This is a genomic window from Pilimelia anulata (genome assembly GCF_014647895.1).
Classification (GTDB): Bacteria; Actinomycetota; Actinomycetes; order Mycobacteriales; family Micromonosporaceae; genus Pilimelia; species Pilimelia anulata.
Window position 1 is genome coordinate 244,705 of sequence record NZ_BMQB01000002.1, and the last position, 20,358, is coordinate 265,062.

Consider the following 20,358-nt stretch of genomic DNA (forward strand, 5'->3'; position numbering starts at 1 on the left):
TAGCGTGCGTCGTGCGGCACTATCGCCTCACCGCCGCGATCATGGAGGTCACCGGTGCCCGACAACGCCCGCCCCGCTCCCGCCGTCGTCCCGGTGGCCGGCGAGGTATCCCAGCCCGACGACGCCGCGACCGCCGCGGCCGCCGGGGCGGAGCCGCCCCCGGCCGCGCTGGCCCGGCACGCGGAGCTGGCCGACGAGCTGACCGCGCACCAGTTCCGGTACTACGTGCTGGACGCGCCCACGATCCCGGACGCCGACTTCGACGCCCTGCTGCGCGAGCTGGGCGCGCTGGAGGAGCGGTACCCGGCGCTGCGCACCCCCGACTCGCCGACCCAGCGGGTCGGCGGCACCTTCTCCACCGACTTCACCCCGGTCGCGCACGCCGAGCGGATGATGTCGCTGGACAACGCGTTCGACGACGACGAGCTGGCCGCGTGGGCCGAGCGGGTGGTCCGGGACGCCGGCGGCGAGGTCGCCTACCTCTGCGAGGTCAAGGTCGACGGCCTGGCGATCAACCTGACGTACGAGCACGGCCGGCTGGTCCGGGCGGCCACCCGCGGCGACGGCCGCACCGGCGAGGACGTGACCGCCAACGTGCGCACGATCGCCGACGTGCCCGACCGGCTCGCCGGCGCCGACCTGCCCGAGCTGGTCGAGATCCGCGGCGAGGTGTACTTCCCGGTCGCCGGCTTCGCCGAGCTGAACGCGGGCCTGGTCGAGCAGGGGAAGGCGCCGTTCGCCAACCCGCGCAACGCGGCCGCCGGCAGCCTGCGGCAGAAGGACCCGCGGGTGACCGCGTCCCGGCCGCTGCGGATGGTCGTGCACGGCATCGGCGCCCGCCGCGGGCTGACGCTGACCGCCCAGTCGGCGGCGTACCGGACGATGGCCCGGTGGGGCCTGCCGGTGAGCAAGCTGTGGAAGGTCGCGAAGAACCTGAAGGCGGTGCACCGGTACATCGCGCACTACGCCGCGCACCGGCACGACGTGGCGCACGAGATCGACGGCGTGGTGATCAAGGTGGACGACGTCGCGGTGCAGGGCCGGCTGGGCTCGACCAGCCGGGCGCCGCGCTGGGCGATCGCGTACAAGTACCCGCCCGAGGAGGTCACCACGCTGCTGCGCGACATCCAGGTCAACGTCGGCCGGACCGGCCGGGTGACCCCGTTCGCGGTGCTGGAGCCGGTCCTGGTCGCCGGCTCCACGGTCGCCCTGGCCACGCTGCACAACGCCCGCGAGGTCGTCCGCAAGGGCGTGCTGATCGGCGACACCGTGGTGATCCGCAAGGCCGGCGACGTCATCCCCGAGGTGCTCGGCCCGGTGGTCGAGCGGCGCCCGGCGGACGCCCGCGCGTTCGCCATGCCGGCGGACTGCCCGGCCTGCGGCACGCCGCTCGCGCCGGCCAAGGAGAGCGACGTCGATATCCGCTGCCCGAACAATCGGACCTGCCCCGCGCAACTGCGCGAGCGGGTGTTCCACCTCGCCGGGCGCGGCGGGCTCGACATCGAGGTGCTCGGTTTCAAGGCGGCCAACGCGCTACTGGAGTACGGCGTCATCGCCGACGAGGGCGACCTGTTCGCCGTGGACGCCGATGCGCTCGCCTCCTGCCCGTTCTTCGTGAACAAGGACGGATCGTTGGGCAGCAATGCGTCCAAGCTGCTGGAGCACCTCGAGGTGGCCAAGGCAAGGCCACTATGGAGGGTAATTGTCGCGCTGTCCATCCGGCATGTCGGACCCACCGCCGCGCAGGCGCTGGCCAGGCACTTCCGCTCGCTGGACGGGATCGCCGGCGCGGCCGTCGCCGATTTGGCTGCCGTAGAAGGGGTCGGTCCGACTATCGCGGAAAGCGTCCGGCAATGGTTTGCTGTGGACTGGCACCGTGAGGTCGTGGCGAAGTGGCGCGCCGCCGGCGTCCGCATGGCGGAAGCGGCGGGGGAGGAGGGTCCGCGCCCGCTGGAGGGGATGACCGTGGTGGTGACCGGAACCCTCGCGTCCTTCTCGCGGGATCAGGCCACCGAGGCGGTGACATCGCGCGGGGGGAAGGTCAGCGGAGCCGTTTCGAAGAAGACCGGCTTCGTGGTGGTGGGCGACAACCCGGGGAGCAAGTACGACAAGGCGGTGACGCTCAGGGTTCCGGTACTCGACGAGGACGGTTTCGCGCTGCTGCTGCGGGAGGGCCCGGAGGCGGCGCTGGCAGTCGCACAGCGTGGTGAGACGGGGACTGAGAGTGATTCATCTGCTTAGCGAGGATTGCAACTTTATTACAGCTAAGTCCGGTTAGTCCCTTAGTGTCCCGTACTCCGTAGCGTGTGCCGTGAGTGGTGGCGGCCCCTCCGGTACGGCCGCAGCCGGATGAGGCGTCGGAGGTTCGCTATGGAGCCTGAAGCGTCGCGGAACACCGTGCCCCGCGACCGGGCGGTGCCGTTCTACGGGTTCGCCCTGGCGACGGTGCTGGCCGCGGTCGTGGTGTGCGCCGGTCCGCTGCTGCGCCTCGCCGGCACCCTGCCCGCGCTGCCCGCCGGCTTCTGGCTGATGGCCACCCTCGCCGTCGTCAGCGACGCCCGCCCCTTCGTCCCGCCCGGCCGGCGGCGCACCTCGGCCATCTTCCCGTCGATCTGCTTCGCCTTCGCCATCCTGCTCCAGTGGGGGCTGGGCGCCGCCGTCGCCGTCCAGGCCGCCGCGGTCGTCGTGGCCGCCGTCCGGCAGCGGCACGCCATCTGGCGGGCGGTGTTCAACCTCGGCCAGTACACCCTCGCGCTCGCCGCCGCCGACCTCGTCCTGCGCCTCGGCGGCCAGGCCCCGCCCGGCGTGCCGCAGAGCTGGCGCGGGGTCGCGCTGCTCGGCCTCGCCGGCCTGGCCTGGTTCGCGGTCAACACCGGCGCCGTCACGTACGCCGTGCACCTGCGCTTCGGCCGGAGCTGGCCCAGCGAGCTGGCGCACGGCCTCGGCGTCGAGGCGCTGGCGACCGCGGCGCTGCTGCTGCTCAGCCCGATCATGCTCAGCGCCGCCGCGGCCACCCCGGCGCTGATCCCGCTGGTGCTGGTCCCGCTGTACGCGGTGTACCGGATGAGCCGGCTCGCCGCCGAGCACGCCGAGCGGGACCGGTACGACGCCCTCACCGGCCTGGCCAGCCGCACCGCGCTGGTCAACGCCGTGGCCAGCCGGGCCGCGGCCCGCGGCCGGGTCGGGCGGACGCCGATGGCGCTGATCCTGCTCGACCTGGACCGGTTCCAGCACGTCAACGACGCCCTCGGGCACGCGGTCGGCGACCGGCTGCTGGTCGAGGTGGGGCACCGGCTCGTCGCCGCGGCCGGCCCGGACGACCTGGTCGCCCGGCTCGGCGGGGACGAGTTCGCCGTCCTCTCCCTCGGGGTGCCCACCGACGGCCGCGCCCGGGAGCTGGCCGCCCGGCTGGTCGCCGCGCTGCGCGCCCCGGTCGTCCTCGACGGCCTGCCGCTGGACGTCGACGCCTCGATGGGCATCGCCCTCTACCCGCGGCACGGCGACGACGTCACCACGCTGCTGCGCCGGGCCGACGTGGCGATGTACGAGGCCAAGCACAGCGGCTCCGGCGTCGCCGTGTACGCGCCCGAGTCCGACCACCACTCCGCCGAGCGGCTGGCCCTGCTCGCCGACCTGCGCCGGGTGCTGGAGGACCCGACCAGCGACGAGATCGCCATGTACTACCAGCCGCAGGTCGACATCGCCACCGGCGAGGTCGTCGGCGTCGAGGCGCTGCTGCGCTGGCGGCACCCCCGGCGCGGGCTGGTCGACCCCGAGGAGCTGATCCGGGTCGCCGAGCAGACCGCCGTGATGGCCCTGCTCACCCGCCGCGTCGTGGACACCGTCATCGGCCAGGTCGCCGCCTGGGCCGCGGCCGGGTGCCCGCTGCGCGCGTCGCTCAACGTCAGCGTCCGCGACCTGCACACCGGCGAGCTGGTCGACCAGATCGCCGGGCTGCTGGCCGAGCACGACCTGCCGCCGCACCTGGTCCAGCTCGAGATCACCGAGGGCGCGCTGATGGCCGACCCGCGCCGGGTGCTGGCCACGATCGGCAAGCTGGACCGGATCGGCGTGGCGATCGCGCTGGACGACTTCGGCACCGGGTACTCGTCCATGTCCCACCTGCGCCGGCTGCCGCTGACCGAAGTCAAGATCGACCGCTCGTTCGTCCTCGGCATGGCCGCCGACCCCGACGACGCGGCGATCGTCCGGTCGATCATCGAGCTGGCCGGCGCGCTCGGCCTGCGGGTCGTCGCCGAGGGCGTGGAGGACGAGCGGATCTGGCGCGCCCTGTACGCCGCCGGCTGCCACGTCGCCCAGGGCTGGTTCCACGCCCGGCCGATGCCCGCGGCCGACCTGGTCGGCTGGCTGGGCCGGTACCGGCCGGTCACCCCGGCCCGCCCCGGCGCCGCCGGCCCGCGGCCGGTCGCCCCCCGCGACGGTACGGCCGACGAGCCCGCCGCCCGCGCCGACGCCGCCGCGCCCGCCGCCGACCCGCCGACACGCCCCTCGACCCCGGCCGCCTCCGCGAGCCGGCGCAGCAAATAGACTCGACCGGTCGCCCGCCCGGGCCACGCCGTACGAGCACGAGGGGGACCGATGGCCGCCATCTCCCGCGAGGAGGTCGCGCACCTCGCGCGCCTGTCGCGGCTCGCCGTGACCGACGACGAGCTGGACCGGTTCGCCGGGCAGCTCGACGTCATCCTGCAGGCCGTCGCCCGGATCGGCGAGGTCGCCGCCGCCGACATCCCGCCCACCTCGCACTCGGTCCCGCTGACCAACGTGCTGCGCGAGGACGAGGTCCGGCCGGGCCTGGACCGCGCCGCCGCCCTGGCCGGCGCGCCGGACGCGCACGGGGACCGGTTCCGGGTGCCGCGCATCCTGGACGAGGAGGCGTGAGCATGACCGACCCCACCACCGCCACCGCCGAGGAGCTGGGCCGCCTGGTCGGCGCCGGCGAGGCCAGCGCCGAGGAGATCACCCGGGCGCACCTGGACCGGATCGCCGCCGTCGACGAGCGGGTGCACGCGTTCCTGCACGTCGACGCCGAGGGGGCGCTCGCCGCCGCCCGCGCGGTCGACGCCCGGCGCACGGCCGGCGAGCCGCTCGGCCCGCTGGCCGGCGTCCCGATCGCCGTCAAGGACGTGCTGGCCACCGCCGGCATCCCCACCACGGCCGGGTCGAGGATCCTTGAGGGCTGGCGCCCGCCGTACGACGCGACGCTGGTGACCCGGCTCCGCGACGCCGGCCTGGTCATGCTCGGCAAGACCAACATGGACGAGTTCGCGATGGGCTCCTCCACCGAGTACTCGGCGTACGGCCCGACCCGCAACCCGTGGGACCTCGGCCGGATCCCCGGCGGCTCCGGCGGCGGCTCGGCGGCGGCCGTGGCCGCGTACGAGGCGCCGCTGGCCATCGGCACCGACACCGGCGGCTCGATCCGCCAGCCCGGCGCGGTCACCGGCACGGTCGGCGCGAAGCCGACGTACGGCGGCACCTCGCGGTACGGGCTGGTCGCCTTCTCCTCCTCGCTGGACACGCCGGGGCCCTGCGCCCGGACCGTCACCGACGCCGCCCTGCTGCACGCGGTCATCGGCGGCCACGACCCGATGGACTCCACGTCCATCCCCGCCCCGGTCCCGCCGGTGGTCGAGGCGGCCCGCCGCGGCGCCGCCGGCGACCTGTCCGGCGTCCGGCTGGGCGTGGTGCGCGAGTTCGCCGGCGACGGCGCCGAGCCGGGCGTCGCCGCCGCGTTCCGGGACGCGCTGGAGCGGCTGACCAAGCTCGGCGCCGAGATCGTCGAGGTGTCCTGCCCGCACTTCGCGTACGCGCTGCCGGCGTACTACCTGATCGCGCCGAGCGAGTGCTCGTCCAATCTGGCCCGGTTCGACGGGGTCCGGTTCGGGCTGCGGGCCGGCGACGACGGGCGGCGGTCGCTGGAGGAGGTCATGTCGCTGACCCGGGAGGCCGGGTTCGGGCCCGAGGTCAAGCGGCGGATCATCCTGGGCACGTACGCACTGTCGTCCGGGTACTACGACGCGTACTACGGGCAGGCGCAGAAGGTGCGGACGCTGATCACCCGCGACTTCACGGCGGCGTTCGGCACGGTCGACGCGCTGGTCTCGCCGACCACGCCGTTCGTGGCGTTCCCGTTCGGGGCGCGCACGTCGGACCCGTACCAGATGTACCTGGCCGACCTGTTCACCATCCCCACCAACCTGTACGGCGGGCCGGCGATCTCGGTGCCGTGCGGGCTGTCCGAGGGGCTGCCGGTCGGCCTGCAGGTCATGGCGCCGACGATGGGCGACGACCGGATGTACCGGGTGGCCGCCGCGCTGGAATCCGCCGTGGGCACGCTCGCCCCGCCGGCGCTGTAGCCGTGGAGATCGAGGTCGGGCCGGACGGGATCCGGCTCGGCCAGCTCCTCAAGCTGGCCGACCTGGTCGAGACCGGCGGCGACGCCAAGGAGACGATCGCCGCCGGACTGGTCCGGGTCAACGGCGAGGTCGAGCTGCGCCGCGGCCGGCAACTGCGCCCCGGCGACACGGTCACCCTCGGCCGCCACCGCTGCCGCCTGCGCTGACCCCGCCCCGCCCCGCCCCGCCGCCCTGCCGACGCCCGCCGACACACCGACACCCGACACCCGGCGGCCGTCGGCCGGGGTCGCCCGCTGCGTCGCCGCTGCCGGCCGTCCGGCCCACCGGCGGGCGGGCCGGCTAGGGTGGTGGGCGTGGAGCATCGGTACGCCGTCACCGTCACCTGGACCGGCAACCGCGGCCCGGGTACCAGCGACTACCGGGCGTATGGGCGGGAGCACGACGTCGCCGCGGAGGGCCTCCCGCCGATCGCCGGCAGCGCGGACCCGACGTTCCGTGGCGACGCCGCCCGGTGGAACCCGGAGCAGTTGCTGCTCGCCGCGCTGGCCCAGTGCCACCTGCTGTCCTACCTGCACCTGTGCGCGACGAACGGCGTCGTCGTCACGGCGTACGCCGACCGGGCCCGCGGGAGGATGAGCGCCGGGGCGAAGGGCGGGCGGTTCACGGAGGCGGTGCTGTACCCGGAGGTCACGGTCGCCGAAGCCGGCATGGTCGCGCGGGCCACCGAGCTGCACGCGGACGCGCACCGGGCCTGCTTCATCGCCAACTCGGTGAACTTCCCGGTCCGGCACGAGCCGACGGTCCGCGCCGCCTGACACCCCGCCCGCGATCGCGCCACCGCTGGACGGGCGGGGTGTCGCCGTCGCCCCGCACACCGTTGCCGGGGGACGCTGGGCCACCGCCACCGCCCGACTCGTGCCGGGCGTACCCGTGCGCGCCGGCCGCGGCGCGCAGCGCGGCCACCGGCGCGTCCCCCTTGATCCGCAGCAGCTCGGCGCCGCCGTGGCCGAGCCACCACCAGCTCGCCCTTCTCCCGGAACAGGCCGGCCACGTCGGCGCGGGCCAGCGCCGTCCGCCGGTCCGGCCGCCGTACGGTGAGGTCCTCCGGCCCGAACGCGACCGCGAGCTGCTCGACGCGGTCGGCCACCGCGAGCCCGGCGCCGGCCAGCAGCCCGGCAGGCCGAGCCCGACCAGCAGCGCGACGTTGCCGACCCGCCGGCCCGCCCCGTGCCGTCCAGCGCCCGTCACCCACGCCCGCCATGGTGCCGGGCCGGCGCCGCCCGCGCCCGTATCCGGTGGGGGAGCACGGCCGCGGCGGGCGGTGGCGATAGGGTGGAGCGGTTGTCGGTTCCCAGCGGGAGGCTGTTGATGAGCGCGATCGTCTCGCCGTCGTACGAGGACGTCCTCCGCCGGTACGAACCGGTGATCGGCCTGGAGACGCACGTGGAGCTGGGCACGCGGACCAAGATGTTCTGCGCCTGCCCGACCGACTTCGGCGGCGAGCCCAACACCCGGGTCTGCCCCGTCTGCCTGGGCCTGCCCGGCTCGCTGCCGGTGGCGAACAAGGCGGCGATCGAGGCGACGATCCGGATCGGCCTCGCGCTCAACTGCGACATCGCGGCCTGGTGCCGGTTCGCGCGGAAGAACTACTTCTACCCGGACATGCCGAAGAATTACCAGATCAGCCAGTACGACGAGCCGCTGTGCACCGACGGCTGGCTGGACGTGGACCTCGACGGCGAGACCGTCCGGGTGGGGATCGAGCGGGTGCACCTGGAGGAGGACACCGGCAAGACCCTGCACGTCGGCGGGGCCACCGGCCGGATCCACGGCGCCACCGAGTCGCTGGTCGACTACAACCGGGCCGGCATCCCGCTGGTGGAGATCGTGACCAAGCCGATCACCGGTACGGGGGAGCGCGCCCCGCTGGTCGCCAAGGCGTACGTGACCGAGCTGCGCGACGTGATCCGCGCGCTGGGCGTGTCCGACGTCCGGATGGAGCAGGGCTCGATGCGCTGCGACGTCAACACCTCGCTGAACCTCCCCGGCGCCGACTGGGGCACCCGGACCGAGACGAAGAACGTCAACTCGCTGCGCAGCGTCGAGCGCAGCGTGCGCAGCGAGATGATCCGCCAGGCCGGCGTGCTCGACGGCGGCGGGTCGATCGTCCAGGAGACCCGGCACTTCCACGAGGACACCGGCGAGACGACGTCCGGCCGGTCCAAGGAGACGGCGACGGACTACCGGTACTTCCCGGAGCCCGACCTGGTCCCGCTGGCCCCGGACGCCGACTGGGTGGCCGAGCTGCGCGCCGCGCTGCCCGAGCCGCCGCGGGTGCACCGGCAGCGGCTCCAGGCCGCGTGGGGCCTGAGCGACCTCGACATGGCCGCGGTGGTCAACGCCGGCGCGGTCGAGCTGATCGAGGAGACGGTCGCGGCCGGCGCGACCGCGGCCGGCGCCCGCAAGTGGTGGCTGGGCGAGCTGGCCCGGCGGGCCAACGAGCAGGGCATCGAGCTGGCCGCCGTCGGCGCGGCGCCGGCGCAGGTGGCCGCGCTGCAGGCGCTGGTGGACGCCGGCAAGCTCAACGACAAGCTGGCCCGGGTGGTGCTGGAGGGCGTCGTCGCGGGCGAGGGCGACCCGGCCGCGGTGATGGCCGCGCGCGGGCTGGGGGTCGTGTCGGACACCGGCGCGCTGACCGCCGCGGTGGACGCGGCGATCGAGGCCAACCCGGACGTGGCGGCGAAGGTCCGCGACGGCAAGGTGGCGGCGGCCGGGGCACTGGTCGGCGCGGTGATGAAGACGACCGGCGGGCAGGCGGACGCGAAGACGGTCCGCGAGCTGATCCTGGCCCGCCTGACCTGACGGCGGCGCCCGTCCGATGGCGACCCCGGCCGACCGGCCGGGGTCGCGTGCGTCAGCGGCAGATCGGCGGCCGCGCGGCCGTCGGGGTGAACAGGATCACCGGCGAGCCGGTCACCACGACCCGGCGGGCGTCCATCACGAACCGGGCGACGGCCGGCGCCATCAGCGTCATCGTCCCGGCCGTGTACCCGGTGTAGGTCTCCACGCCCGCGGCGTCGGCCCGGGGCAGCGGCTCCGGGCGGGCCGGCGTGACGCGCCAGGTCCGGCCGCCGAACCGGGCGAACTCGAGCCCGCAGTGGGTGTACAGGTCGTACGGGTACGCCTGCCCCCGCACCGGCGCCGCCGGGCCGCCGCGCGGCGCGGCCGGGTCGGTCGGGTCGACCAGCGCCCGCTCGGGGCCGGCCGAGTTGTCGGTGTGCGCGATGCTGACGATCTCGGGCGCACTCATCGGGCCCGTGCCGGCGCAGCCGGCGAGCGCGGGTACGGACAGGGTGAGCAGGGTCAGCGCGGTGCGCCCGTGGCGTGGCATGACTCGCCCCTTCGTCATGGGTAGATCACCCGGCGCAGCAGGTCGATGTCGCTGGCGTGCGGCTGGGTCGGATCGCTGGCGGTGTCCACGGCGTACATGCAGCTCGCCGTCGACGTGTTGTGGCCGACGCCGAGGGCGTGGCCGAGTTCGTGGCAGGCGGTGCTGCGCCGGTCGGCGGCACCGTTGGCGTACCGGTCGTTCAGGCGAACCAGCACCGTACCATCGATGAAGTTGCGGCCCATCGTCATCTTGAAGGTGGTATTGCCGGCCCAGCCCTTGCCGAAGTCGCCGCTGCGCACCTCGACGCAGTGCTTGCGGGCCCGCGGGCAGGCGCCGCCGGTCCAGAACGAGTCGACGCCGGGGGAGCGGTTCCAGCCGTTGACGGCCTCGCGGACGGGCCAGTTCGCGGGCGTGCGGTCGCGGAAGTACACCTGCGGGTCGGCGTACCCGGACCAGGTCCAGCGGATCGGTGGGCACTTGCCGTCGTCGAGGGCGTACGCGGTGCGGATCCGGCAGTTCGGCGACCCGGCGCCGGGCGGGCGCAGGCCGCGCACGCCCTGGCCGGACAGCTCGCGGTACAGCTCGTCGGGGGTCACGCCGTCGCCCGGCGTGTACACCGACACCTCGATGACGTCCTCGCCCGCGGGCGCGACGGCCCACACCTCCAGCGGCTCCCGGTGGTCGGCGTGCGCGTCCGCCGCGCCGCCCTCGCCGTCGGGGGCCGGCTCGCCGGTCGGGGTGTCGGGCGCTGGCTCGCCGGTCGGGGTGTCAAGCGCCGGCTCGCCGCTCGGGGTGTCGGGCGCCGGTTCGCCGGTCGCCGCCGCGGTGCCGGCTGCTGGCCGGGGTGCCGGCGGCGCTGCCGCCGCGGGGGTGCCCGCCATCGCCACCGCCGCCGCCAGCAGCAGCCCCATCCACTTGCGTCGCCCTTGCCGCACAGGCCCTCCGTCCGGGCGCCGCCGCCGGCGGCGCCTCCCGAGTCGTTCGGCCGGCCCGTCCGGCCCAGCGCCGGGGCGGTCGCCGACCGGCGGGCGGCATGGCGCGCCCCGGTCGCGGGGCGCGCTGGACCCGACCCGCGCCGGCGCGCCGGGGGACGGCCGCGCGGGTGCCCGCAGTCCATTCTGGAGTTTGCCGAGGGGAGCCTAGTCATCCCGACCGGGCCCGGCAATACCGTCCGCGGATCCCGCGAGGCCCGCCGTCCCATCGCCGGCCGCTCGGCTGCCCATTGACGCTGATCATCGGGCGGATGACCCGCGGGCCGTGCGGAGCGCGGGCGTGCGGCAAATAGTGCGGCGCATTCGGGTGGCCCGCCGAAATGGATCAGGAATTGCTTCCGCGCGGCCGGCCCGCGACATGCGAGAACGACCCGGGATCGGAAAGTGAGGCTCACGTACCGTGCCGTTCCGATGGTGAAGGCTATGGTCACGGGCGTGAAAAAGTCGGACGGTCCGTAATGGACGCAATCCAACGGGTCGACAATTTCACGCGCGGAACCGATTCCGTTGCCTCCCGCGTCAACGCCGGGGCAGGCTCGCCGGGACGATGATCCCGCCGCAGAAATGAGGATCGACATGCGAGTGGTCCACGCCGCGTCGCCCGCCCCCGGCCGGCCGGCCGACCCCGCGCCGGCCGACCCCGCCGCCGGCGACTGAGCCGCACCGGGTCCGGCCCGCGGGCGCCACGACACCGGCGGGCCGGGCCACCGGCGTGGCGTGGGTGGTGCATGCCACGCCGGGGCGGCGCGCCGCCCCCCGCTCAGCTCGCGGGGCGGCGCGCCGCCGCGGCCCGCTCGGCGGCGGCGCCGACGACGTGCCGTTCCAGCGTCACCTGGGAGCGGCCGGTGCCGCCCAGCTCGATGTCGTCGTACGCCTGCAACCGCCGGTCGGTGCCGAAGTACAGCACCGACATCGACAGCGGCGTCGGCTCCGACCCCTCCAGCCCGCGCAGCCCGGCGCCGCCGGTCGACCCGGCGACCGACAGCCGGGTGACCGGCCGCCCCGGTACGGCGGTCAGGCTGCCGAACGCCCGCTGGTGCGTGTGCCCGGCCAGCACCAGCGGCACCACGCCGCTGAGCGCCGACGCCGACGCCGGGTCGTGGACCAGCGCGATGTCCACCGGCGGCTTCGCCGCCCGGGCCGTGGCGGCGAGCGCCGCCCCCGAGTCGATCAGCCGCTCGATGCTCTGCTTGCCCGCCTCGGCCTGCTTGTCCGGGGTGAACCGCGGGTCGCCGATCCCGGCGATGCCCAGCCCGGCGACCCGGACCACCCGGTTGTCCAGCACGACCGCGTTGCGCTGCCGGGCCACCGCCGCGGCGGTCCCGGCCGAGTCGTGGTTGCCGGGGATGAACACGTACGGCACGCCGAGGCTGCCGATCGCGCCCACGTACGACTGCTCGGGCTCGGTGCCCCAGTCGGTGATGTCGCCGGTGTCGATCACCAGGTCCACGTCGAACTGCTGGACCACCGTCCGGATCGTCGGCCACGCGGTCGGGTTCAGGTGCAGGTCGGAGACGTGCAGCGCGCGGACCGTGCCCGGCTGCGCCTCGAACGTCGGCAGCGACGACACCGTGCCGTACAGCCGGCCGACGTTGGTCAGCAGCTTCTGGAGCTGCCCGGCGTACTCCTCGTACCGGTCGGCCACCCGGCGGGCGTCGCCGACCACCGCCGGGGCGTTGGTGAGCAGGCCCTCGTACCGGGGCTCGGCCAGCGCGCCGCGGTGGAACGTGGCCGCGCCGGCGGCCAGCCCGCCGGTGGTCAGCAGCAGCGCGGTCGCAGCGGTCCAGGCGACCCGGCGCCGGTCGCGCAGCACCAGCCAGCCGAGCAGCGCCGCCCCGAGCACGGCGACGGCCAGGGTGCGCAGGGCGAGCCGGATCAACGCCGAGCCGAGGTCGGTGACGGCGGTGGCGCTGGCCCGGGCGACCCCGTCGGGGTCGGTGATCAGGGCGGCGGTCCGCTGCTGGTCCAGTCGGTCCAGCCGGACCGTCACGTGCGCCGGCCCGTCGTGCGAGTCCAGGTACAGCGCGCCCAGCGGCGGGATCTCGACGTCCGCGTCGCCGGTCAGCGACGGCGTGACCTGCAGGATCGTCCGGAAAGGTCCGATGTCGGCGTCCAGCCGGGCGGTCGCGGCGACGGCGACCCCGGCGCCGACGACGGCGACGAGCAGGACGGCCAGGCCCGCGCCGGCCCGCCGCCCGGCCGGCCCGCGGGCCGCGCCGGCGAGCCACCGGCCCGCCCCGCGGGCGGCGCGGGCCAGCGCGCTCGCGCCGCGACCGACGGCGACCCCGGCGCGCCGCAGCGCCGCCGGGGTCCGTGCCGGGCCCGGACTGCTCAGGTGCGCCCCGCCGCCGTGCCGTTCGGGACGAACCGCAGGATCCGGTCGTCGTCGGGCTTCGGCTGGCCGCGCCCGTCGTGGTTGGAGGTGGTCAGCCAGAGCGAGCCGTCCGGCGCCGGCACCGCGGTCCGGATCCGGCCGTACTCCTGGCGCAGCAGCGCCGTCGGCGAGCCGACCACGTTGCCGTCGCTGCCGAGCTTCACCGCCCACACCCGCTGCCCGCGCAGGCAGGCGGCGTAGAAGGTGTCGCCGAGGATCGCCCCGCCGGAGCAGGACGACTCCTCGGTGCGCCAGACCACGAGCGGGTTGACGTACTTCGGGTCGTTGCCCTTGCCCTCGACGTTCGGCCAGCCGTAGTTCTTGCCGGGCTCGATCCGGTTGATCTCGTCCCAGGTGTTCTGGCCGAACTCGGTCGCGTACATCCGCTTGGCCGCGTCCCAGGCGAAGCCCTGGACGTTGCGGTGGCCGTACGACCAGACCAGCGAGTCGGGGAACGGGTTGCCCGCCGCCGGCTTGCCGTCGGGGGTCATCCGCAGGACCTTGCCGCCGAGGCTCTTGAGGTCCTGGCTGTTGCCGGTCCGGCTGGCGTCACCGGTGCTCGCGTACAGGAAGCCGTCCGGGCCGAAGCCCAGCCGGCCGCCGTTGTGGATGCCGGAGATCGGGATGCCGGTGACGATCGGCGCGGGCTTGCCGCCGACGACCAGCTTGGCGATCCGGTTGTCCTGCTTGGTGGTGTAGTAGAGGTAGACGGTGTTGTCCGAGGCGAACTGCGGCGACACGGCCAGGCCGAGCAGCCCGCCCTCGCCGTTGGCGTCCGCCTCGTTGATGGTCTGCAACGGGGTGACCTTCAGGCCGCCGCCGCTGGACTCCGGCCCGACCTTCACCAGCCGGCGCGAGTCACGCTCGGTGACCAGAGCCCCGCCGTCGGGCAGGAAGCCGAGGCCCCACGGGACGCGCAGGCCGGTGACGAGGGTGGTGACCGCGGGTGGGTCGGCGCTGGGCTCCGCGTTGGCCAGCTTCGGCGCGGCCGCGCTCTCGGTGGCGGGTGGGGAGCCGAGGCCGCAGCCCGTCAGCGCCAGCGCGGCGCCGAGGCAGGCGGCGACACCGACCCGGCGACGCACGGGTCGGCGGGGGGTGGGGTGGTGCACCAGGGGGATCACCCTCGCCAGCGTAGCCCGAATCGGCCGGGTGCCAAGTCCTCCTGTCGTCCGGTCGGCTGACCCCGGCGGCCATCGATCGGCCGAGGTCCGGGCCGGAACGGACCCCGCACCGGGAATCGGGCGGATCACCCGCCGCGGCCCGCGCGGCCGACCCCCGCGAGGTACCGCGACAGCGCCCGGGCGGCCCCGATCAGCTCGGCCCGGGGCGCCGCCGGCGCCGCCCGCTGCCGCCGCGCCCACAGCCGCCCGACCCCGCCGAGGACGGCGCCGGCGGCGGCCGGCTCGACCGCCCGCCACAGCGGCAGCGCCCCCGCCCACGCGACCGCCGCCGCCGGCCCGTGCCCCGCGCGGACGAGCCGGCACAGCAGCAGGGCGGCGCCCACCCACACCGGGCCGCGGGCCGGCGCGGCCCAGTCCACGACCAGCAGGCGACCGCCGGGGCCACCGGTGAGGAAGTTACGCGGCGTGACATCGGTGTGCAGCACGGTGTCGCCGGCGAGCAGCTCCGGGTCCACGTACCCCGCCCACCGGCGGGCCAGCGGCAGCACCGGGACGGCGCAGCCGGTCAGCCGGCGGGCGTTCGCGGCGAGCGTCGCGGCCAGCGGCGCCAGGTCCGGCGACCCCGGCGCGACCACCGGGTGCCGGCCGTCCCGGTACGCCGCCAGCAGCACCAGCCAGCCGCCGGCCTCGACCCGGCCGAGCGGGGCCGGGGCGATGCCGGCGGGCAGGGCGGCGGTCACCCGGGCCTCGTTGCGCAGCAGCGCGGCGGCCGGCGCGGCCGCGGGGACGGCCTTGGCGAACACCCGGCGCCCGCCGGTGGTGAGCACGGCCACACAGGCCGAGGCGCTGCCGTACGGCAGGTCGCGGGCATCGCCCACCGGCCCGATGCGCGCCGCGACACCCCGCCGGACAGCGGCCGGCAACCCGGCCCACGCCACACGCCGCACCGACATCGACCCCCCGGAATCCATTCCGGACCATTCTCGCCGCCGCCGGGCCGGCTCGGGACGGCGGCGGCAACCCGCCGAACCCCCGGGTGACCGGGCCGCCGCGGTGGGAGACTCGGGGAATGGCGGTGCTGCTGGCTGATCGGCTCGCCGGGGCGCGCCGCCGCGGGTTCGTCGGCCGTACCGCCGAGCTGGCCGCCCTCGCCGACCTCCTCGCCGGCGCCGGCACCCACCGCATCCTGTACCTGCGCGGACCCGGCGGCGTCGGCAAGACCACCCTGCTGCGCCGGTACGCCGACCTGGCCCGGGACGCGCACCGCCCGGTCTGCTGGCTGGACGGCCGGGACCTCGACGCCGCCCCGGTCGACGCCCTGCGCGCCGCGCTGCCCGGCCGCCCGGCCGACCCGCTGGCCGCGCTCGCCGACGCCGGTACCGACGCCGTCTGGCTGGTCGACGCCGTGGAGCGGGTCGGCGGCGGGCAGCGCTGGCTGTGGGACGAGCTGCTGCCGCGGCTGCCCGGCGGGGCGGCGGCGGTGCTCGCCGGGCGGGACCCGGTGCCCGCCCGGCTCGGCGCCGACCCCGGCTGGCGGGAGCTGCTGCGGCCGCTGGCCGTCGGCAACCTGGACGCCGCCGACGCGGTGGCGCTGCTGCGCCGGCGCGGGGTGCCGGCGGCCGCGCATCCGGCCGCGCTGGCGCTGAGCCACGGGCACCCGCTGGCGCTGGCGCTGTACGGGGACGTGTGCGCCGCGGCCGGCGGCCCGCCGCCCGCCGACGCCACCCGGCAGGTCGTGGCGGCGCTGCTGCGGGAGCTGGTCGACGCCGTACCGGACGGCGGGCACCGGGCCGCGCTGGAGGCGGTGGCGCAGGTCCGGGCGACCACCGAGCCGCTGCTGGCGGCGCTGCTCGACGTGCCGGACGCGCGGGCCGAGTTCGCCCGGCTGCGCGAGCTGTCGATCATCGACGCCGGCCCGCGCGGCCTCGAACCGCACGACCTGGTCCGCGAGGCGCTGGCGAGCGAGCTGCGCTGGCGGCACCCGCGCCGGCACGCGGCGATCCGGCAGCGCGCCCGGGCCTGGTACCGGGACCGGTTCGCCGCCGCGGCCGACCCCGCGGCGCAGCGGGCGGTGCTGGCCGACTACGCGTTCCTGCACCGGCACGCCCCCGGCGCGGCGGCGCTGCTCGCCCGGCTCGGCGCCGAGCCGGGCGCGGACGGGCCGGGCGGGCCGGCGGTCGCCCCGGCCGTGCCGGCCGACCTGCCCGCGCTGCGGGCGCTGGTCGCCGCGCACGAGGGGCCGGAGTCGGCCGCGCTGTTCGCCCACTGGGCCGGGATCCAGCCCGACGCCGTGCACGTGGTCCGCGGCGGCGCCGGTCCGCCGGCCGGGCTGTACGTGCTGCTGGCCCTCGACCGGACCACCGCCGCCCAGCGCGCCCCGGACCCGGCCGCCGTCGCCGCCTGGCAGCACCTCGCCGGGTCGGCGCCGCCGCGGCCGGGCGAGCGGGTCACGCTGGTCCGGCACTGGCTGGCCGCCGACGGGTACCAGGAGCCGGGTCCGGTGCCGGCGCTGATCTCGCTGGAGGTGGTCCGGCACTGCCTGACCGTGCGCGGGCTCGCCTTCCACTTCCTGCCCTGCGCCGACCCGGACGCGTGGGCGGGGGCGTGCGCGCACGCGGACCTGGCCCGGCTGCCCGGCGCGGACTTCGCCGTCGGCGGCCGCCGGTACGGCGTGTACGGGCACGACTGGCGGGCCACCCCGCCGCTGGCCTGGCTGGCCGTGCTCGCCGACCGCGAGGACCCGGACGCCGGCGGCCCGCCGGCCGGGGCGGCGCCGGCCGGATTGGACGAGCCGGCGTTCGCCGCCGCGGTCCGGGCGGCGCTGCGCGACCTGGAGCGGCCGGACCGGCTGGCCGACTCGCCGCTGGCCGCGGCGGCCGCCGTCCGCGGCGGCGCCGACCCCGCCCGCGCGGTCGCCGGGCTCCTCCGGGACGGGGCGCGCCAGCTCGCCGACTCCGCCCGGGACCGGTCCGGGTACCGGGCGCTGCACCACACGTACCTCCAGCCCGCCGGCACCCAGCGGGCCGCCGCCGAGCTGCTCGACCTGCCGATGAGCACGTACCGCCGGCACCTCGCCGCCGGCACCGCCCGGCTGGTCGCGCTGCTGTGGCGGCGGGAGACCCTGGCCCGGGACGGCGGGTGACCGGCCGGCGGTAGGTTGGGCGCCGTGAAGGCATGGCTCGCGCACCCGGACGGCATCGACCTCATCGGCGGGGTCCCCGCCGGCGTCGCGGTGGAGGTGGTCACCGACCCGGCCGACCCGCCGTCGGACCCGGCCGGGGTGACGTTCTGGACGCCGCCGTACCTCGTCTCCTCGCCGGCCTGGACGGCGTTCGCCGCGTCCCTGCCGGACCTGCGGGTGATCCAGTTGCTCACCGCCGGCGCCGACGCCTGGCTCGGCCGGGTCCCGGCCGGCGTGACGCTGTGCGACGGGCGGGGCATCCACGACGCGGCGACCGCGGACTGGGCGGTGGCGGCGACGCTGGCCAAGCTGCGCCGGTTCGACGACTTCGCCCGGGCGCAGGCGCGGGCCGACTGGTCGTACCGGGCGTACGCGCCGACCGACGAGCTGACCGGCAAGCGGGTGCTGGTGGTCGGCGCGGGCGCGATCGGGACCGGCATCGGGGCGCGGCTGGCGCCGTTCGGGGTGCCCGTCACGTACGCGGCCCGCACCGCCCGGCCGGGCGTGCACGGCGTCGGCGAGCTGCCCGACCTGCTGCCCCGGCACGACGTGGTGATCCTCATCGTGCCGCTGACCGCGGCCACCCGCGGCCTGGTCGACGCCGGCTTCCTGGCCGCCATGCCGGACGGCGCGCTGCTGGTCAACGCCGCCCGCGGCCCGGTGGTGGACACCGCGGCGCTGACCAAGGAGCTGGCGACGGGCCGGCTGCGGGCGGCGCTGGACGTCACCGACCCCGAGCCGCTGCCGGCCGACCACCCGCTGTGGGCGATGCCGAACGTCCTGCTCACCCCGCACGTGGCCGGGGCGGTGCGGGGGATGCCGGCGCGGGCGTACGCGCTGGCGGGGGAGCAGCTGCGCCGGCACGCGGCCGGCGAGGCCCTGGCGAACGTCGTCCACGACGACTACTGACCCGCCGACCCCTGACCCGACGGCCCCCGGCCACCCGGCGCGCGATCGGCGCCGCCGGCGCCGCGGCCGCGGTCTTCGGGCTGCCGGGGCCCGGTGTGGTCAGGCCGGGGTGAAGCGGGTGGTGGCGGCGAGCAGGCGCGGCAGGTCCGCCTCGCGGACCGCCGGCAGCGGTACCAGCGTGCCCGAGTCGAGCCGGGCCGCCGCGCCGCCGGACCCGTCCGGCCCGACCGCGGCGACCGCGTCCCAGCCGATCCGGCGCCGGCCGAGCAGCGCGGTCACGGTCAGCCCGCGCTCGTCGGCGGCCGTACCGGAGCGCCAGGCCCAGCCGGCGACGGCGAGCGGCACGAGCAGCAGCGGGAACAGCCAGCGCGACGCCGTGGCCAGCGGGACCACCGCGACGACCGCGATCAGCGCGGCGGCGAAGACCGTGCCGTTGCGCCGGAACCGGGCCGGGCGCGCACCGCCGGCCGGCGGACCGGCGGCGGTGTCGTCGGCTCCGGCCGGGTCGTCGGCGGGCCCGGCGGGGGTCGCGGCGGGGTCGGCGGGCGTGGCGTTCACGCCGGCCATTGTCCCACCGCCGCCCGCGCCACCCGGGGCCGGGTGCGCCGCGGGCCGGCGCCCCCGTCCCCGGGTGGCGCCGGCCCGGCGCATCGGTACCGCGGGCACGCGGTGCCCGACGGGATCAGTCGGTGTAACCCGGCATCGGGTGCCCGGCGAGCAGGTCCCGCACCTCCCCGGCGATCCGGGTCAGCGTCGCCTCGTCGTCCTTGAGCGCGGCGGTGATGGCGTCGTCCATCCAGCCGGCGACGGCGGGCATGTGCTCCGGGGTGAGGCCCCGGGTGGTCAGCGCCGCGGTTCCGAGCCGGATCCCGGACGGGTCGAACGGCTTGCGGGTGTCGTACGGGACGGTGTTGTAGTTCAACTCGATCCCGGCCCGGTCCAGCGCCTGCGCGGCCGGCTTCCCGCCGATGTTCTTGGTGGTCAGGTCGACCAGGATGAGGTGGTTGTCCGTCCCGCCGGAGACCAGGTCGAAGCCCCGCCCGGTCAGCTCCGCGGCGAGGGCCCCGGCGTTGGCGACGACACCGGCGGCGTAGTCCCGGAACGCCGGCTGCGCGGCCTCGTGCAGCGCGACGGCGATGCCGGCGGTGGTGTGGTTGTGCGGCCCGCCCTGCAACCCGGGGAACACGGCCTTGTCGATCGGGGTCGCGGTGTCGGCGGTGGTCAGGATCAGCGCGCCGCGCGGCCCGCGCAGGGTCTTGTGCGTCGTCGTGGTCACCACGTCGGCGTACCCGACCGGGGTCGGGTGCGCGCCGCCGGCGACGAGGCCGGCGATGTGGGCGATGTCGGCGACCAGGACCGCCCCGACCTCCTTCGCGATCTCCGCGAACGCCGGGAAGTCGATGGTGCGGGGGATGGCGGTGCCGCCGCAGAAGATGACCTTCGGCTGCTCCCGGCGGGCGAGGTCGCGGACCTCGTCGAAGTCGATCCGCCCGGTCTCCCGGGAGACGCTGTACTGCACCGACCGGAACCACTTGCCGGTGGCGGAGACCGACCAGCCGTGGGTGAGGTGCCCGCCCATCGGCAGCGCCATGCCCATCACGGTGTCACCCGGCGCCAGGAACGCCAGGTACACGGCGAGGTTGGCCGGCGAGCCGGAGTAGGGCTGGACGTTGGCGTGGTCGGCCCCGAACAGCGCCTTGGCCCGGTTGACGGCGAGGGTCTCGACCTGGTCGATGACCTGCTGGCCCTCGTAGTAGCGGCGACCGGCGTAGCCCTCGGAGTACTTGTTCGTCAGCACCGTGCCGGTGGCTTCCAGCACCGCGCGGGAGACGTAGTTCTCGGACGCGATCATGCGCAGGCTGTCGTGCTGCCGCTTCGCCTCGGCGTGGATCAGCTCCGCCAGTTGCGGATCGGCGTCGGTCAGGCCGGGGATCGGGGGGACGTGCATAGCGACAAACCTCCTGTACAGGGGGCGCTCGGATCGAGTCGCCCGATCGTAGCGGTTACGACGGG

16 protein-coding genes and 1 pseudogene are annotated in these 20,358 nt (G+C 76.5%); 9 read left to right on the plus strand and 8 right to left on the minus strand.

Going from position 1 to position 20,358, the window contains the following annotated elements; all coding sequences use genetic code 11:
• Positions 1–93 precede the first annotated feature (93 nt).
• The 6 genes from ligA to IEY94_RS05925 all read left to right on the plus strand — a co-directional run bounded on the left by ligA (position 94) and on the right by IEY94_RS05925 (position 7,192).
• On the plus strand, positions 94–2,241 hold the full coding sequence (gene ligA, locus IEY94_RS05900; RefSeq protein ID WP_189169354.1) for an NAD-dependent DNA ligase LigA: 2,148 nt from the start codon (positions 94–96) through the stop codon (positions 2,239–2,241).
• Positions 2,242–2,370: 129 nt separating this feature from the next.
• Positions 2,371–4,548 (plus strand): putative bifunctional diguanylate cyclase/phosphodiesterase, encoded by a 2,178-nt coding sequence (locus IEY94_RS05905; RefSeq protein WP_189169028.1) that lies wholly within the window; start codon positions 2,371–2,373, stop codon positions 4,546–4,548.
• Between the two features lie 51 nt (positions 4,549–4,599).
• Positions 4,600–4,899: an Asp-tRNA(Asn)/Glu-tRNA(Gln) amidotransferase subunit GatC gene (gene gatC / locus IEY94_RS05910; protein WP_189169029.1), complete on the plus strand. Its 300-nt coding sequence runs from the start codon at positions 4,600–4,602 to the stop codon at positions 4,897–4,899.
• Between the two features lie 2 nt (positions 4,900–4,901).
• Positions 4,902–6,377, plus strand: coding sequence for an Asp-tRNA(Asn)/Glu-tRNA(Gln) amidotransferase subunit GatA (gene gatA / locus IEY94_RS05915; RefSeq protein ID WP_189169030.1), 1,476 nt, complete (start codon positions 4,902–4,904; stop codon positions 6,375–6,377).
• A gap of 2 nt (positions 6,378–6,379) precedes the next feature.
• Positions 6,380–6,583 (plus strand): RNA-binding S4 domain-containing protein, encoded by a 204-nt coding sequence (locus IEY94_RS05920; protein ID WP_229783362.1) that lies wholly within the window; start codon positions 6,380–6,382, stop codon positions 6,581–6,583.
• Positions 6,584–6,724: 141 nt separating this feature from the next.
• Complete coding sequence (locus IEY94_RS05925) at positions 6,725–7,192, plus strand: OsmC family protein (RefSeq protein WP_189169031.1); 468 nt, start codon at positions 6,725–6,727, stop codon at positions 7,190–7,192.
• Between the two features lie 173 nt (positions 7,193–7,365).
• Here IEY94_RS05925 and IEY94_RS24490 read toward each other — a convergent pair.
• A pseudogene (locus IEY94_RS24490) lies at positions 7,366–7,638 on the minus strand (YqeB family protein); the annotation flags it as partial.
• Between the two features lie 107 nt (positions 7,639–7,745).
• Here IEY94_RS24490 and gatB point away from each other — a divergent pair.
• Positions 7,746–9,239 carry an Asp-tRNA(Asn)/Glu-tRNA(Gln) amidotransferase subunit GatB gene (gene gatB / locus IEY94_RS05930; protein ID WP_189169032.1) on the plus strand — a complete coding sequence of 498 codons (1,494 nt, stop codon included), beginning with the start codon at positions 7,746–7,748 and terminating at the stop codon, positions 9,237–9,239.
• 52 nt (positions 9,240–9,291) lie between these two features.
• Here gatB and IEY94_RS05935 read toward each other — a convergent pair whose 3' ends face one another.
• The 5 genes from IEY94_RS05935 to IEY94_RS05955 all read right to left on the minus strand — a co-directional run bounded on the left by IEY94_RS05935 (position 9,292) and on the right by IEY94_RS05955 (position 15,133).
• Positions 9,292–9,768, minus strand: a complete 477-nt coding sequence (locus IEY94_RS05935; RefSeq protein ID WP_189169033.1) for a hypothetical protein — start codon at positions 9,766–9,768, stop codon at positions 9,292–9,294.
• 14 nt (positions 9,769–9,782) lie between these two features.
• Positions 9,783–10,703 (minus strand): matrixin family metalloprotease, encoded by a 921-nt coding sequence (locus IEY94_RS05940; RefSeq protein WP_189169034.1) that lies wholly within the window; start codon positions 10,701–10,703, stop codon positions 9,783–9,785.
• 817 nt (positions 10,704–11,520) lie between these two features.
• Complete coding sequence (locus IEY94_RS05945; RefSeq protein WP_229783406.1) at positions 11,521–13,194, minus strand: metallophosphoesterase family protein; 1,674 nt, start codon at positions 13,192–13,194, stop codon at positions 11,521–11,523.
• Positions 13,092–14,246, minus strand: a complete 1,155-nt coding sequence (locus IEY94_RS05950) for a PQQ-dependent sugar dehydrogenase (RefSeq protein ID WP_373291238.1) — start codon at positions 14,244–14,246, stop codon at positions 13,092–13,094. Before IEY94_RS05950 ends, IEY94_RS05945 begins: the two co-directional genes overlap by 103 nt.
• Before the next feature lie 134 nt (positions 14,247–14,380).
• Positions 14,381–15,133 (minus strand): hypothetical protein, encoded by a 753-nt coding sequence (locus tag IEY94_RS05955; protein WP_189169035.1) that lies wholly within the window; start codon positions 15,131–15,133, stop codon positions 14,381–14,383.
• Between the two features lie 191 nt (positions 15,134–15,324).
• On the opposite strand from IEY94_RS05955, the gene IEY94_RS05960 reads away from it, so the two are divergent.
• Positions 15,325–17,397, plus strand: coding sequence for an AAA family ATPase (locus IEY94_RS05960; protein ID WP_189169036.1), 2,073 nt, complete (start codon positions 15,325–15,327; stop codon positions 17,395–17,397).
• Between the two features lie 24 nt (positions 17,398–17,421).
• The gene (locus tag IEY94_RS05965; RefSeq protein ID WP_189169037.1) at positions 17,422–18,345 is read left to right on the plus strand and encodes a 2-hydroxyacid dehydrogenase; all 924 of its coding nucleotides are present in this window, start codon (positions 17,422–17,424) and stop codon (positions 18,343–18,345) included.
• Between the two features lie 99 nt (positions 18,346–18,444).
• Here the strand turns inward: IEY94_RS05965 and IEY94_RS05970 are convergent, their stop codons facing one another.
• Positions 18,445–18,903: a PH domain-containing protein gene (locus tag IEY94_RS05970; protein WP_373291219.1), complete on the minus strand. Its 459-nt coding sequence runs from the start codon at positions 18,901–18,903 to the stop codon at positions 18,445–18,447.
• A gap of 124 nt (positions 18,904–19,027) precedes the next feature.
• The gene (gene glyA / locus IEY94_RS05975; protein WP_189169039.1) at positions 19,028–20,293 is read right to left on the minus strand and encodes a serine hydroxymethyltransferase; all 1,266 of its coding nucleotides are present in this window, start codon (positions 20,291–20,293) and stop codon (positions 19,028–19,030) included.
• Between the last annotated feature and the right edge of the window lie 65 nt (positions 20,294–20,358).